Annotated in this window: 10 protein-coding genes; 6 read left to right on the top strand and 4 right to left on the bottom strand. The window is 41.9% G+C overall.

What is annotated here, in order from left to right; translation table 11 throughout:
- Positions 1 to 257: 257 nt before the first annotated feature.
- Positions 258 to 1,235, bottom strand: a complete 978-nt coding sequence (locus tag L1264_RS16930) for a catalase family peroxidase (protein ID WP_235404269.1) — start codon at positions 1,233 to 1,235, stop codon at positions 258 to 260.
- 289 nt (positions 1,236 to 1,524) lie between these two features.
- Here L1264_RS16930 and L1264_RS16925 point away from each other — a divergent pair, with 289 nt between their 5' ends.
- A complete protein-coding gene (locus L1264_RS16925; protein WP_199526591.1) occupies positions 1,525 to 1,923 on the top strand; it encodes an ExbD/TolR family protein in 399 nt (132 codons plus the stop codon).
- Between the two features lie 59 nt (positions 1,924 to 1,982).
- Here the strand turns inward: L1264_RS16925 and L1264_RS16920 are convergent, their stop codons facing one another.
- From L1264_RS16920 to L1264_RS16910, 3 genes are all read right to left on the bottom strand, one after another.
- Positions 1,983 to 4,799: a TonB-dependent receptor plug domain-containing protein gene (locus L1264_RS16920; protein ID WP_135926272.1), complete on the bottom strand. Its 2,817-nt coding sequence runs from the start codon at positions 4,797 to 4,799 to the stop codon at positions 1,983 to 1,985.
- A 215-nt stretch (positions 4,800 to 5,014) separates the two neighbouring features.
- A complete protein-coding gene (locus L1264_RS16915; protein ID WP_135924308.1) occupies positions 5,015 to 6,085 on the bottom strand; it encodes a FecR family protein in 1,071 nt (356 codons plus the stop codon).
- On the bottom strand, positions 6,082 to 6,642 hold the full coding sequence (locus L1264_RS16910; RefSeq protein WP_135924307.1) for an RNA polymerase sigma factor: 561 nt from the start codon (positions 6,640 to 6,642) through the stop codon (positions 6,082 to 6,084). Before L1264_RS16910 ends, L1264_RS16915 begins: the two co-directional genes overlap by 4 nt.
- A gap of 447 nt (positions 6,643 to 7,089) precedes the next feature.
- On the opposite strand from L1264_RS16910, the gene L1264_RS16905 reads away from it, so the two are divergent.
- The 5 genes from L1264_RS16905 (at position 7,090) to L1264_RS16885 (ending at position 14,208) form a co-directional block, all read left to right on the top strand.
- On the top strand, positions 7,090 to 8,292 hold the full coding sequence (locus tag L1264_RS16905; RefSeq protein ID WP_199526592.1) for an efflux RND transporter periplasmic adaptor subunit: 1,203 nt from the start codon (positions 7,090 to 7,092) through the stop codon (positions 8,290 to 8,292).
- A gap of 14 nt (positions 8,293 to 8,306) precedes the next feature.
- Positions 8,307 to 11,480, top strand: coding sequence for an efflux RND transporter permease subunit (locus L1264_RS16900; RefSeq protein WP_135924305.1), 3,174 nt, complete (start codon positions 8,307 to 8,309; stop codon positions 11,478 to 11,480).
- Between the two features lie 105 nt (positions 11,481 to 11,585).
- Positions 11,586 to 12,179, top strand: coding sequence for a PilZ domain-containing protein (locus L1264_RS16895; protein WP_199526593.1), 594 nt, complete (start codon positions 11,586 to 11,588; stop codon positions 12,177 to 12,179).
- 84 nt (positions 12,180 to 12,263) lie between these two features.
- A complete protein-coding gene (locus L1264_RS16890; RefSeq protein ID WP_199526594.1) occupies positions 12,264 to 13,322 on the top strand; it encodes an agmatine deiminase family protein in 1,059 nt (352 codons plus the stop codon).
- The gene (locus L1264_RS16885; protein ID WP_235404267.1) at positions 13,315 to 14,208 is read left to right on the top strand and encodes a carbon-nitrogen hydrolase; all 894 of its coding nucleotides are present in this window, start codon (positions 13,315 to 13,317) and stop codon (positions 14,206 to 14,208) included. The genes L1264_RS16890 and L1264_RS16885 overlap by 8 nt, the downstream gene beginning before the upstream one ends.
- The last annotated feature ends 2 nt before the right edge of the window (positions 14,209 to 14,210 follow it).

Raw genomic sequence — 14,210 nt, 5'->3', positions numbered from 1 at the left:
CCCTCAACTGAATCAATAGTCTAATTATATAAATATCAGTATATTAAGTGAACTAAATGTATAGATTAATAGATCATAAGCAGAACATACTTAGACCAAAAGGTGATCAGAGTTTTCACACAGTCTGGGCATATAGCCGCTAGTCGACTCTAAATTATTTCTGTCCAAAAACGATTTTTTCCGACAGTCTGCTTCTCACTTATACACACCTCAGGTTTATTAATTCCTTTTAATCAAACCTGACAGATACTTAAGACTTATTGTCCCGTTAAACGCTTTGCAAATGAAATTGCATAAGCTGTTGAGCGTAATTTAAGTACTTTGTCATCGCTTGGTAAAAAGCCTTTAGACAACAGGTTTGGGTCATAATTTGTGAGGTCGCAGCCTGACTCACCTGTCGATTCTATTGTGAGCTTTCCTAAATTAATTGTTTTGCGATCAGCGGGCCAACGAACTGAAGGGTCAGTTAACACATCACCCTGCTCGGCTAACTCTGCTTGAAAACGATAATGAACCTTTCCTTTCGCTAAATCTTGTTCCAGTCGCTTAGCCAGAAATGACTTAGGGAAGGTTTTCATTTGCTCTTCTGTTAGCACCTGTTCTGGCTCTTCTGGCACCATGGTCCATCTAAAGGCATGTTTAGCGCCCTTTTCATCAACCATGTAAAAGGTATGCACACCAAAATAACGCGAAGACACATACGATGCTGGCGGGTTATGGCTTTGTAGCCAATTAAATTGCCCTAAGGTACTCGGGTTTTGCTCTCTGTATGCTTTTACTTTAGCAAAATCGATTTGACCTGTTTTTTCGTCAGGTACTAAGGTACTAAGCAAGCCAAAAAAAGCTTCTGGGCTGTTACCTGCAAATACTGGCGTAGTAAGCCCTGCAATATTATGCACATCACCATTTTCTAGCACAAACTGCACCCCCATTCCACGCGGCGAGCGTGATGTTTCATCAGCATGAGGGTTACCACCGCCCATAGAAAAGCGAATATTTGCTTTTGACGGTGCGTTAAATAAAGGGCTAATTGAATACTGCTTTGCTGCTTGATTAGGTGTAAATGTGCCGACAGCGCACACCCCTTTGGCGTGACCTTTTCTGATACCGGGCTGCTTACCTGACAGCTTCTCAAATAAATTTATGAAATCTTGCCCATTTATTGGCTCCTCAGCAAAACTTGCTGTTGGTAATACAAGGCACATAGCACAAACTAAAGACTTAATTTTTAGCATTTATCCATCCTTTAAACTTAGTTCCAACAAAAATGACCAGACAAACCTCAAAATGATTTCATCAAAGCTAATAAATATTTTTACCAACAAAAACGCTACAAACATTTAATAAACTTAGAATATTTATTTAACTACCATTTTTTTAAAAGCTGCTAACTTTAAATTTAGGATCCTAAAAACTGCTGTGGCGCCCAGCATTTTAAAAATAATCCGTGGTATTAATCACGACTATGGCTAGTCACTTAATCGTAAATTTTGTGGCTTGGTCAAAAACAACAAGGACCTAATTATGGTGAAACAACATAAAAAAACCACTGCAAACGCTGATGTAGATATGACTCCTATGCTCGATATTGTGTTTATCTTGCTGATATTCTTTATGGTCACAACCTCATTTGTTAAAGAGCGCGCTATTGAAGTAAATCGCCCTTTAGCAAAACCAAGCCTTGAAAACCCTAAAAAACAAGCGCAATTTACTATCACTGAAAACGACAGTATTTATTTTGCAAACCGGCTTATCACACCAGAGCAGATAATCGCTAACCTTGCGTTATTTGCCGCACAGTTTGAAATGACCAATGTGCAAGTAACAGCAAGTGAGCAAAGCAGCCACAAAACCTTAGTCACCTTGCTTGATAAAATAAAACAATATCAAGATGTGCCAATCTCTATAAGTACGTCTTTATAACTAAAAAAGGGCCTAACGGCCCTTTGCAAAGTTAAATAATAAAAGAATCTAAAGGGAGTTTAGAACTTGTACTCTGCACCTACGTAATAGTACGCACCGTTAAAACCAAATGGTGCTGAACGACGTGAGTAAGTGAATACACCTGGGCTTGAAACAATTGTGTTGCCGCTTGCATCAACAATCGTACCCGAGCGTGAATTACCAATGGTGTTCTTATCTGGGTAAACATCAAATAAGTTATTTGCACCAATGTTAAATGACAGATTTTCGTTAAAGAAGTAGTTAACTTTTACATCAGTCAAGATTTCAGCACCATATGTTTGACGACCACCGTCTTCAACTGTGTATTCGCCGTAACGGTTTAGTGATAGGTTTACAGTCCAATCTTCTAAACGGTAAAGCGCACTTAAGTTAATGCGGTCTTCTGGTTGCCATTCTTCAATAATTGAGGTTTCTTGCGCAGAAAACACATCTTCTACCGGAATAGTCTCAAGGCCACTGCCTGATGGCGTAAATAAATCAACCACATCTGTTTTAGTGAAGTTAGCAGCAAAGGTGAAATCAAGCGTACCGCCAAGGCCTTCTGTGTTCCATGTAGCAACTAAATCAACACCTTCTGTTTCTGTGTCTGCACCATTTAAGAAGAACTGACCCGCACCTGCGCCTGAGCTTTCAAGTGCAGCATCTAGCGTATCTGATAAACCTTTACCTAAACGGTTAGAAATAACGATACGGTCGTCGATATCAATCGAGTAGTAGTCAATGGTTAAATTGATATTGTCGGTAACGTTATACACAATACCTAAACTGCGGTTTTGTGATTTCTCTTCTTTTAGCTTAGGAATACCAATTGATTGCGCTAAGGTACTGTCGTTTCTGAACGTACCTACTTGCTCAGCGACTAAGCTGCCATCATCACCCACAACAAACTGTGTACTTACGTTGTTAAAGTAAAGTTGTTGCATTGAAGGCGCTCTAAAACCTGTGCTTAGTGCACCACGTAAAGACACATCTTCAGTAATTGACCAGTTACCCGCTAGCTTAAAGTTAACTGTATCGCCAAAGCCTTTGTAGTTATCGTAACGTACCGCACCTGAGATGATGACATCATCGATTACATAGGTTTCTGCATCCATGTAGAATGAGATCACATCGCGCGACTCATCAACTGATGATGCCGGATCTGAGCCACCAAAACCTTGCGTACCACTTGCTGCATCAACACTACCAACACCGCCATTTAAGCCAGAGTAAATGCTAACGCCATCAACTGTGTCGTAATCACGGTATGCGTATTCACTACCTTCAAGAATGCGGAACTCATCAGTACGTAGCTCAGCACCCAGTGCTAATGAAAAATTGTCGTAGTCTTTAGTGTAATCAAGGTTGAGTGTTTGAAGCGATAATTCAAGGCCATATGCATACGCTGAACGCGGGATAGTGGCACGAATTTCATCAGCGCTTAAACCTTGGTTATAACGAAGGTAGTTTGCGTATGAGCCATTGATTGTGTCGCTTGTTGTGTAATCAATGCTGTTTTCACCGTAGGTGTAAGATAAATCAATGCTTGAATCATTATCAAACGACTTTTTAAAGCCCACGTTGTAAGACACGTCATCAATGATGGTATTAATCTTAGGTAAGAAACCCATAGGAATGGTTGCATCACCATCTTGTAATACTGGGTTACCATTTGCATTTGCGTTATGACGGAAAAACGCTGCTGATTCGTTTTCACGATTTGAATAGGTGATAAAGCCATATAATTCACCACCAGCTAATTCGTAGCCAGTATTAATCGTTAAAGCAAATTGCTGTGAATCTGCATCACCGATTCTAAATGTATCACGAGGTGCTGTTAACTCACGCGGATCGCCAGCTAATAGCGTACCGTCATCAAGTTCTGTACAGCCGTAAAATTGACATGAGCCATGAAGGCCTGCACGGTTAGTTGGCGCACGGTCACGGTAATTAATTGTGGTGTTAAGATAACCTTCATCACCTAAAGCAAAGCCTTTGTTGAAATCAACAGTAACCGTTTCACCATCGCCTTCTGAATACTCACCGTAGTTGATAGCGGCTTTACCGCCTTCTTCGGCGTCTTTTAATACGATATTGATAACACCTGCAATCGCATCTGAACCATATTGTGCAGCAGCACCATCACGTAATACTTCGATACGTTTGATTGCAGCAGCAGGGATAGCGTTCATGTCAGTACCAGCCGTACCACGACCTACTGACGTATTGATGTGGATAAGGCTCGCTTGATGGCGGCGTTTACCGTTGATAAGCACTAAGGTTTGATCTGGTCCTAAGCCACGCAATGTTGCTGGGCGAAGTGCATCTGTACCATCACTGATAGACGAGCTTGAAAAGTTAAACGATGGAGCGATTGCTTGAAGCATACGGCCTACTTCTGTTTGGCCTGTATTCTCTAGTGCTTCGGCACTTAAAATATCAACCGGAACCGGTAAATCTTCAACCGAGCGTCCTGCTACACGGCTACCGACAACGGCAATTTTTTCGATGTTTTGTTCTGCTGCTTGATCTTCTGCTAATGCTTGCGTATTGGCGGCTAGCAGTAATGGCACGACTGCAGCGCTGACCCCTGATACTTTGATCATGTTGTTATCTTTCCTATCTACTTGTTTGAGTTTTATCCTCAGCAAGCCTTGTTGATCAACAACCGCATCAAGCTCAGTACCTTCTAGCATCGCATTCAGTGCATCGAGTTTAGTGTAAAAACCAAATAACGATTGTGCCTGATATTGCTTCGCTAATTCGAAAGAAAAAATGACTGTTTGTTCGGTTTGCTTTGCAAATTCGATTAAAGCCAAATCAGCTCGTTGCGCTTTGATGTCAAATTGCAGCATTTGTTTTTCAGCTGCAATTGCTGTTTGGCCGACGGTAAGGCCATAAACAACAAATGAGGCTGGTAACAACTGCAATTGCTTACTGTGCAACTTAAACAAACAGGTGAGGGAAAAAAATCCACTATGTAAATTTAACTTTTTTTTAATTAATTTTTTGTGACGAGAAAGTGGCGCACAATTAACATCATAATATTGGCGTATTCTCATAGGCAGAACTAACCTTTTGCAGCGAACGTTAAGCTAACACGATGCTCACCCAAACGTTGATGATTAACTGACAAATTTGCCTGTAGTGAATCAAGTAGGCCTTTAATATCGCCAGCTTTAAACACACCAGCTACCTTCAAAGATGCAAGTTCAGGATCGCTAAGCTCAAATCTCGTTGCTGTATAACGACTAACTTCTTGAAGTGCCTCGCTTAATGGTTCACCACTAAAGATCAGCATTCCATGTTGCCATGCAAGGTCGCGTTGCACATCATCTGCTGAAAGCTGCTTAATTGGCTCGGTTTTACTGTGTTTAATCAGCGCTTTTTCACCAGATATAACAACATTCGCTTTTAGTTTTTTTATGTCAGAGCTGTTATCTGAAGCACTTTTTAATCTGTCAAAGTCACTTGCATCAACATGAGTATTTGGATCGGCAATCATTACTTTGCCTTCAGTGACCACTAATTCTAAGTCTGATGCAGTATTTCGCTGAACATTAAACACTGTACCAAGTGCAGTAAAAGATTTATCACCCGCGATCACTGTAAATGGACGGCTTGCATCTTTAGCAACGTTAAAACGACCTTCGCCACGGTTTAAAATTAACTGGCGACGAGTTCCCGTATAAGCCACTTCAAGTTTTGTATTGGTATTAAGTTGTACAATCGTGCTATCTGGCAAGACGAATGTAGCTTGCTCACCCACTTTTGTCCGGTAAATCTTATTAAACTTCGCGTAATCATTCTCTTCACTTTGCCAATAACTAGAATAAATCAACATAATGCAACCAAACAGCATCACAATTAAAAAGCTGGCGGCTGTTGCCATGCCAAATACTGCGGGCTGTTTTTGTGGTGCTTTGTAAGGAAACAGGCTACTTAGCTCGTTAAGTACACTCATTTCATCCCACAAGGTTGCAAGCTCAAAAAGTGCTTCTTGGTGTGCAGCACTTTGATGGGCCCACATATGTAATTGGCTTACTTCATCTTTTGATAAACCACGGTCAATGGCGCTTATCCACTGACTCGCCTGCTCTTGAATCATTTCTTTTGATGAAAACGGGTGAACATTACTCATTTGTTCACCTCTTTAGCAGCGAACTCTGTGGTTGTAGGGTGACTGTGGGTTTGAACGTCGTGAGATTTCATTGCTCGGTGAACATGTAATAAGCCTTTGGCTATGTGTTTTTCAACAGTGCTTTCGCTGAGTTCCATTTTAGCAGCAATTTCCTTTTGGCTTAGGCCGTAGACTTTCTTTAAAATAAAGCATTTTTTTACTTGTGGACTTAGTTCGTTAGTTACTCGGCAAAAAAACAAAAAGCGTTCTTTTGAGGTCACTTCATCTTCTAAGGCCATTGAGCGCATTTGATGCTCAACTTGTTGTTGCTCATCTAACGACTCTTTATATTTATTATCCCATTTAGCAATATGGTTTAGTGCTAAATGTTTTGCCGTTTTCAGCATATAACTATGAGTGTACTCGATATTTTGTCTAAGATCGGCCTCATAACTTTTGATAAACGTCTCTTGCACAATATCTTCTACATCATCAGGGCTGACGATACGTGATACAAAGCGCCTAAGCTTGCTCGATATCTCAGTAAAAGCAGTGATCACACCTGTTCTATCTGTCATCCTTAACTCACATTTATTATATTTTTATTGCTTTAGGGTACGAGATTTCAGTTTAATTACAAGCCATTTGTTAAAATTTTGTGCCTCACGTTAATACACCCAAATAAAATCATATTTATACCTTACATTTATTTAAGGAAGCCTGCTGATTTTAGTACATTTGTATAACCAACTTACCATCACAGCAAATCTAATAAACATTGACTAACAAAGCCTCAAAAGTAGATAAATATGATTTCTACTGGTTTACTTTGCTAACTCGTTTTAATAATCCTCATTAAAGTAGTTTTTTGTATCGATATAATCCGAGCAAAAGTAAACTAAAGGGTGTACCTTTTGCTATTTTGGGTATAAACTAATCGGACTTTAAAATTGCATAGGACTGCCTTTGAGTTTTGGATGGCATTTCTTTGCTTACTTGCTTAACAATTGGACTGTGGAGTAAACATGCGTCTGCCTTTCGCACCTGCCAAATTATCTTTATCTGCTTTATTATTGGTTACTGCACCTATACTTTTATCTGCTTGCTCTAAAGCACCGGAGCAGCAAGGTCAAATGCACCCTGCTGCGGTTGCCACAATGACCATGAAAACTGAAGATGTGCCTTTTACTATCGAGTTGCCTGCAACGTTATCTGGTTCAAAAGAAGTCGAAGTTCGTGCTCGCGTTACCGGTATTCTTGAGTCACGTAACTTTGAAGAGGGCCAACGTGTAGAGCAAGGCCAATCATTATTCACTATTGATCTTGAACCTTATCAACTTGCGGTTGACCGCGCTCAAGCAGCACTTGATGGCGCAAAGGCAGCTTTAATTCAGGCAGAGCGTGATGTAAAACGTTTAGCAAAGCTACGTGCCGAAAAATCTGTTTCGCAGCGTGACTACGATAACGCAAGTTCAGCCAATGATATTGCAAAAACAGATTTAGCTGCCGCTAAAGTAGCTTTGAAAGAAGCACAACTTAATCTTGAATATGCGCAAGTTAAAGCCCCTGTCGCAGGTGTAATGGGTCGTGAGTTTGTTTCTGAAGGCACTTATGTTTCTGGCCCAGATTTATTATTAACGCAAATGACTCAGTTTGACCCGATTCGCATTCGTTTTGGCTTATCTGAGCGTGAACAATTACAAATGCGTCAAGATGTTAAAAATGGCTCACTCACTTTACCTGAGCAAGGCCACTGGCAAACACAAATCAAATTACAAGACGGTTCTTTATACAGCAAAACCGGTGAAGTTAATTTCTCTGATGTCCGTATTAACCCGAACACAGGTACCAGTGAGTTTCAGGCAATTATCCCTAACCCTGATTTCCAACTTCGCCCGGGGCAATTCGTTCGTGTTGAGTTAAGTGGTGCAGTTCGCAAAAACGCTTTCATCGTGCCACAACGTGCCGTGCTTGATAACGGCACCGGTAAATTTGTTTATGTAGTAAGCAAAAACGAGCAAGGTATGGATGTTGCGTTACCTGCCCCTGTCACTGTAGGTGAATGGATCAAAAAACCAGAAAACGAGAAATACCAAAATTTTTGGTTGATTCGCAGTGGGTTAAAAGAAGGCGACCAAGTTATTGTTGATGGCATGGCACGTATTTTCTTCCCGGGTATGCCAGTCAATGTTGGCAAACCAACCACTAACTCAAGCCACGCAGAATAAGCACAGGGAGTCTTATGTTTTCTCGTTACTTTATAGACAGACCCATTTTTGCGTTTGTTATCTCTATTGTTATTGTGCTTGCGGGCCTTGCTGCGATGCGCAGCTTACCAGTTGCGCAATACCCTGAAATAGCACCACCGGTTGTACAAGTAACCGCAGCCTACCCTGGCGCATCTGCAGGAGTACTCGAACAAACCGTTGCTACGCCGATAGAAAATGCCATTACCGGTGTTGAAGGCATGATGTATATGTCATCAACGTCAACCAGTGCTGGTTCAACCACAATCGAAGTTACTTTTGAAATTGGTACTGATGTTGACCAAGCCGCTGTAAACGTAAATAACCGTGTAAAACAGGTTGAAGCACGTTTACCTGAAGAAACACGCCGCCAAGGTGTCGTGGTTCAAAAAGGCTCTTCTAGCTTTTTACAAGTGCATGCCTTTTACTCACCAGATGGTACACGCTCGAGTTTATGGACATCTAACTATGTCACTATGAACGTGCTTGACCGTATTAAACGAATTCCTGGTACAACGAGTGTACAAATTTTTGGTGCTAAAGATTATGCTATGCGCATTTGGCTACGCCCTGATGTAATGAGTCAATTAGGGGTTACGGTTGAAGAAATTGCCGGCGCAATCCGCGTACAAAACTCGCAATATGCCGCAGGTAAAATTGGTGCTACGCCAACAACTCAATCTCCTCAAGAACTGGTTTATAGTGTTACAGCACAAGGCCGTTTATCTGAGCCTGAGCAGTTTGAAAACATCATTATTCGTTCAAATACTGACGGCAGTAGCTTACGCTTAAAAGACGTTGCCCGCGTTGAGCTCGGTTCGAAAGATTATAACTTCAAAGGGACGATTAACGGTAAAGAAGCGGTACTGCTAGGTATCTTCTTACAACCCGGTGCCAACGCCCTTGACGTGGCTGAAGAAGTAAACAGTGTTATTGAAGAAATGAAAAGCCAGTTCCCTACCGGCCTTGCTCATTTAACCTCGTACGACACAACCCGCTTTGTTGAAGTATCAATTCGTGAAGTAGTAAAAACACTGCTTGAAGCCATGGTATTGGTATTCTTAGTGGTGTATTTATTCTTACAAAACTGGCGCGCAACGCTTATTCCGACTCTTGCAGTACCGGTTTCACTACTAGGCACATTTGCTGGCATGTATATGCTGGGTTACTCAATTAACTCACTCACCTTATTCGGTATGGTGCTCTCTATTGGTATTGTTGTTGATGATGCCATCGTGGTACTTGAAAACGTTGAACGTATTATGCACGAAGAAGGCCTAGGTGCTCGAGAAGCTGCCGTTAAAGCCATGGGCGAAGTAAGTGGCCCAGTGGTGGCAATTGTTTTAGTACTTTGCTCTGTGTTTGTGCCAATTGCATTTTTAGGTGGCTTAACCGGTGAGTTATTCCGCCAGTTCGCAATTACTATTTCGATTGCTGTAAGTTTATCGGGTGTGGTTGCCTTAACTATGACGCCAGCTCTTTGTGTGCTTATTTTAAAACAAGAACACAAACAAACCGCCCGTTTTTTCTTATGGTTTAACGACATGTTTACCAAGATCACTGGCCGTTATGTAGGTGCTGTTGGTTTTATGGTGCGCCGTGGTCTGTTAGGTGTGATCTTAATGACGGGTATGGTTGCTGCTACAATTGGCCTTTGGCAAAATACGCCTGGTTCACTTGTACCAGATGAAGACCAAGGTTATTACATCTCTGCCATCTTCTTACCAGATGGGTCATCGCTTGAGCGCACCGAGCAAGTAACACAGCAAGTTGTCAAAGCCGTACAATCAAACCCAGCTAACGAAAACGTAGTGGCGTTTACAGGTTTTGACTTTATTGGCGGTGGTTACAAAAACAGTGCTGCAACCTTATTCGTGACGCAAAAGCACTGGGATGAGCGTGAAGTTGATACCAAAGCGCTAGTGCAAGAGCTCTTCATGAAAACAGCGGGTATTAAAGAGGCACTCGTGCTTGCCTTTAACCCTCCTGCTATTTTTGGTTTAGGTAACACTGGTGGTTTTGAATTCTACATTCAAAACAAAGGTGATAGCGACCCAGATAAGCTACAACATGCAATGCAGTTGATGACAGCTGAAGCACAAAAAAGCCCTATCATCAGTGGCTTGCAAACACTTTGGCGCCCTGATGCACCACAGCTACGTGTTGATGTTGACCGTGAGCAAGCGCGTGCCATGGGTGTCAAAATTGATGACGCGTTCACTGCCCTTGCTGGTAATTTAGGGACTTATTACGTTAACGACTTCAATAAATTTGGTCGCGCATGGCAAGTACTGATGTCTGCAGACGCTGAATTTAGAATGAAGCCTGATGACATTGGTCGTATCTATGTTAAAAACAACCAAGGTACTATGGTGCCGCTTTCAGCCTTTACCACTATCGAGTATAGCCGTGGCCCTGAAAACCTTAACCGTTATAACAACTTACCAGCAGTTAAACTAATGGGTAATGCAGCACCGGGTTACAGCTCGGGTCAAGCCATTGCTGAGGTAGAACGTATTGCACAAGCAGTACTACCACCTAATATGACCTACGAATGGACAGGCTCTGCATTCCAAGAAAAACGCAGTTCAGGTACCACGGGCATTGCCTTAGGTCTTGCTGTGATCATGGTATTTTTGATTCTAGCAGCTCTTTATGAGCGTTGGTCACTGCCGCTTTCAGTCATGCTTGCCCTGCCATTTGGTACATTTGGTGCGCTTATAGCAGTATGGGTTGTCGGTATGACAAACGATGTGTATTTCCAAATTGGTCTTGTCACACTACTTGGTCTTGCCAGTAAAAACGCGATTCTTATCGTTGAATACGCCTTGATGAAACATCAACAAGGTTGGAGCGCAAGTACTGCTGCACTTGAAGCTGCACGTTTACGTTTTAGACCAATTATTATGACCTCTCTAGCCTTCATTTTAGGTGTTGTGCCGTTAGTACTGAGCTCTGGTGCAGGTGCGGGAGCTCGTCATAGTGTTGGTACGGGTGTTATGGGCGGTATGATGGCTGCAACATTCCTTGCGGTATTCTTTGTGCCACTGTTCTTTTATTGGTTAACGGCGCGTAAGTTAACTGAAAAACGCTCAAGACAAGAGCTTGCTGATGAGATAGCAAAACATCACCAGCAAGAACATGTCAAAACCCAAGAGGGTAACCTGTAAAAAATGAAGGGCAAACAATGAGTTTGCCCTTTTTTTTGATTATTTGATTACTAGCAATTTACTGCTTCGAGCGCTAGTATTAAGGAAAGATGTGTGGAGTGCAGCATGAATAATCAAAAATTAGCCGAATTTGAACAATTTTTTCAAATCAACGAGAGCAATCGCGTCAATTTATACGCCGTTGAACCTGAAGCTGTGCCAAAAACCAATGCTGAACTCGAAGCTGATATCCCCGCTTTATTTAAACTTGCTAACGAAGTAAATGAGCTTGAGCAAGCAACCTTACGCCCGCTTAGAAACCTAGGTGATGTTGCACAAGAACTAGCACTATTTTTACAAGCACAATCACGTAAAATTGATTTAATTATGAGCCATATTTTAGCCTCTGAACAGCCAGAAGATGACGCTAACTATTGCGATAGCTACGGCGGTGGCGGGGTAAAATTAACCTCATCAGAAGTATATGAACTTGGACAGACATTTCGCACTAAATTATTCTTACAACACGAAGCATCTGCCATTTATTGCTATACCGAATTAGTCGCCATTGAAAAATGTGATGATGATAAATACCAATATACCTTATTGTTTACGGCGATTCGTGATGCTGACCAAGATTTAGTCGTAAGAGCAGCCTTACATGCCCAAACTCGCCAACTAAAAAAACGTCAACAAGAAAACAATTCGCCAGACAGTTAAAAATCACGCTTTATCGCGCACAAAAAGCTGACATCTATGGCTAAAATGCTAAACTAGCCCCACCTTAGTTTGTTTATTACCTTCATGAAATTTAGACTTTTACCTGAATGGGCTGAGCAAGATGCTGTTATGCTTACTTGGCCACACCAAGATACTGATTGGGCTGCAAATTTAACGGCTGTAGAGCCTGTGTATGTGGCACTTTGCCAAGCAATAAGCCAGCAACAAGATGTTGTGATTGTGGCCCATGATAATGCCCTTAAAGCACATATTGCCGGATTACTTGAAACCGCAAATGTTGATGCTAAGCGCATTCACTTTGTGGTGACACCCTGTAACGATACTTGGGCACGCGACCATGGCCCATTAACCTGTGCGAATATTGATGACGCAACAGAATTAAAAGTAATGGATTTTATTTTTAATGGTTGGGGCAATAAATTTGCAAGTGAACTTGATAACCAAATTAACCAAGTGCTTGTAAAGCAAGTTGCAAACCCTAAAAATGGTTATCAGCAAAGTGAACTGGTTCTTGAAGGCGGTGGCGTCGAAATCAACGAGCACGGCGTACTACTGACTACAAGCGAGTGCTTGTTAAACCCAAATCGTAACCCAGCACTTACAAAAGCAGATATAGAAAAAACGCTAGTTGAGCAACTTGGCGCTTCGTCTTTCCTTTGGGTTGACCACGGCTACCTTGCGGGTGATGATACCGACAGCCATATTGATACACTGGTACGTTTTGCACCAAACAACACCCTTGTATATGTACAGTGTGATGATAAAAATGATGAGCATTTTGCTGCCCTTGATGCAATGGAAAAGCAACTGCAATCATTTAAAACAGCAGAAGGTGAAAACTACACGCTGATTGCCTTACCTTGGCCAAAAGCAGTGTTCAATGAAGATGGTGACAGACTCCCTGCCACATACGCTAATTATTTAATTATCAATAAAACCGTTTTAGTACCAATTTATGGTGATGAAAACGACCAACTTGCACTTGGTCAGGTTGCCAAAGCATACCCAGATCATACTGTGGTTGGTATTAATTGCGTGCCAATTATTCACCAATTTGGCAGCCTTCACTGTATTACAATGCAATTACCGCGCGGCTTTTTAGCAGGAACAAACAATGACTAAACCAACGCATTTAAAGGTTGCTCTTGTTCAGCAATCAAACACCGATAATGCTCAAGACAATATGGCAAAATCTATTGCTGGTATTCGTGATGCAGCAAGCCAAGGCGCTAAGCTTATTGTTCTTCAAGAGCTACACCGCAGTTTATATTTTTGCCAAACCGAAGATGTAGACGTTTTTGATTTAGCAGAAACAATTCCAGGTCCAAGCACAGACACCTTAGGCGCACTTGCCAAAGAACTCAATGTGGTGATCGTGTCATCATTATTCGAAAAGCGCGCTACAGGGCTTTATCACAATACTGCTGTGGTACTTGAAACTGACGGCAGCATTGCCGGTAAATACCGTAAAATGCATATTCCTGATGACCCAGGTTTTTACGAGAAGTTTTACTTTACACCGGGTGATTTAGGTTTTGAGCCTATTCACACCTCTGTCGGCAAATTAGGCGTATTAGTGTGTTGGGATCAATGGTTCCCAGAGGCGGCACGCTTAATGGCAATGGCTGGTGCTGAAATTTTAATTTACCCAACAGCCATCGGCTGGGATCCGCGTGATGAACAAGACGAACAAACACGTCAAAAAGACGCGTGGGTTATTTCACAACGCGCTCATGCAGTTGCCAACGGTGTACCGGTGATCAGCTGTAACCGTGTTGGTCACGAAAGTGATCCAAGCGGTCAAAGTGAAGGTATTCAGTTCTGGGGTAACTCGTTTATCGCGGGCCCTCAAGGTGAAATCTTAGCCGAAGCTAACAACAGTGATGAGCAATTGTTGGTTGTTGAATTAGACCAAGCGCGTAGTGAAAACATTCGTCGAATTTGGCCTTACCTTCGTGATCGCCGTATCGATCACTATCAGGACTTAACCAAGATTTATCGAGACTAAGC

This window comes from Pseudoalteromonas sp. APAL1, assembly GCF_021532475.1.
Classification (GTDB): domain Bacteria; phylum Pseudomonadota; class Gammaproteobacteria; order Enterobacterales; family Alteromonadaceae; genus Pseudoalteromonas; species Pseudoalteromonas lipolytica_C.
This window is presented reverse-complemented; position numbering and strand designations above follow the sequence as displayed.

Bases quoted from the DNA above. Each gene is read 5' to 3' on its own strand.
- L1264_RS16930 (WP_235404269.1), bottom strand. From the start codon at position 1,235: ATGCTAAAAATTAAGTCTTTAGTTTGTGCTATGTGCCTTGTATTACCA.
- L1264_RS16925 (WP_199526591.1), top strand. From the start codon at position 1,525: ATGGTGAAACAACATAAAAAAACCACTGCAAACGCTGATGTAGATATG.
- L1264_RS16920 (WP_135926272.1), bottom strand. From the start codon at position 4,799: ATGCTGCAATTTGACATCAAAGCGCAACGAGCTGATTTGGCTTTAATC.
- L1264_RS16915 (WP_135924308.1), bottom strand. From the start codon at position 6,085: ATGAGTAATGTTCACCCGTTTTCATCAAAAGAAATGATTCAAGAGCAG.
- L1264_RS16910 (WP_135924307.1), bottom strand. From the start codon at position 6,642: ATGACAGATAGAACAGGTGTGATCACTGCTTTTACTGAGATATCGAGC.
- L1264_RS16905 (WP_199526592.1), top strand. From the start codon at position 7,090: ATGCGTCTGCCTTTCGCACCTGCCAAATTATCTTTATCTGCTTTATTA.
- L1264_RS16900 (WP_135924305.1), top strand. From the start codon at position 8,307: ATGTTTTCTCGTTACTTTATAGACAGACCCATTTTTGCGTTTGTTATC.
- L1264_RS16895 (WP_199526593.1), top strand. From the start codon at position 11,586: ATGAATAATCAAAAATTAGCCGAATTTGAACAATTTTTTCAAATCAAC.
- L1264_RS16890 (WP_199526594.1), top strand. From the start codon at position 12,264: ATGAAATTTAGACTTTTACCTGAATGGGCTGAGCAAGATGCTGTTATG.
- L1264_RS16885 (WP_235404267.1), top strand. From the start codon at position 13,315: ATGACTAAACCAACGCATTTAAAGGTTGCTCTTGTTCAGCAATCAAAC.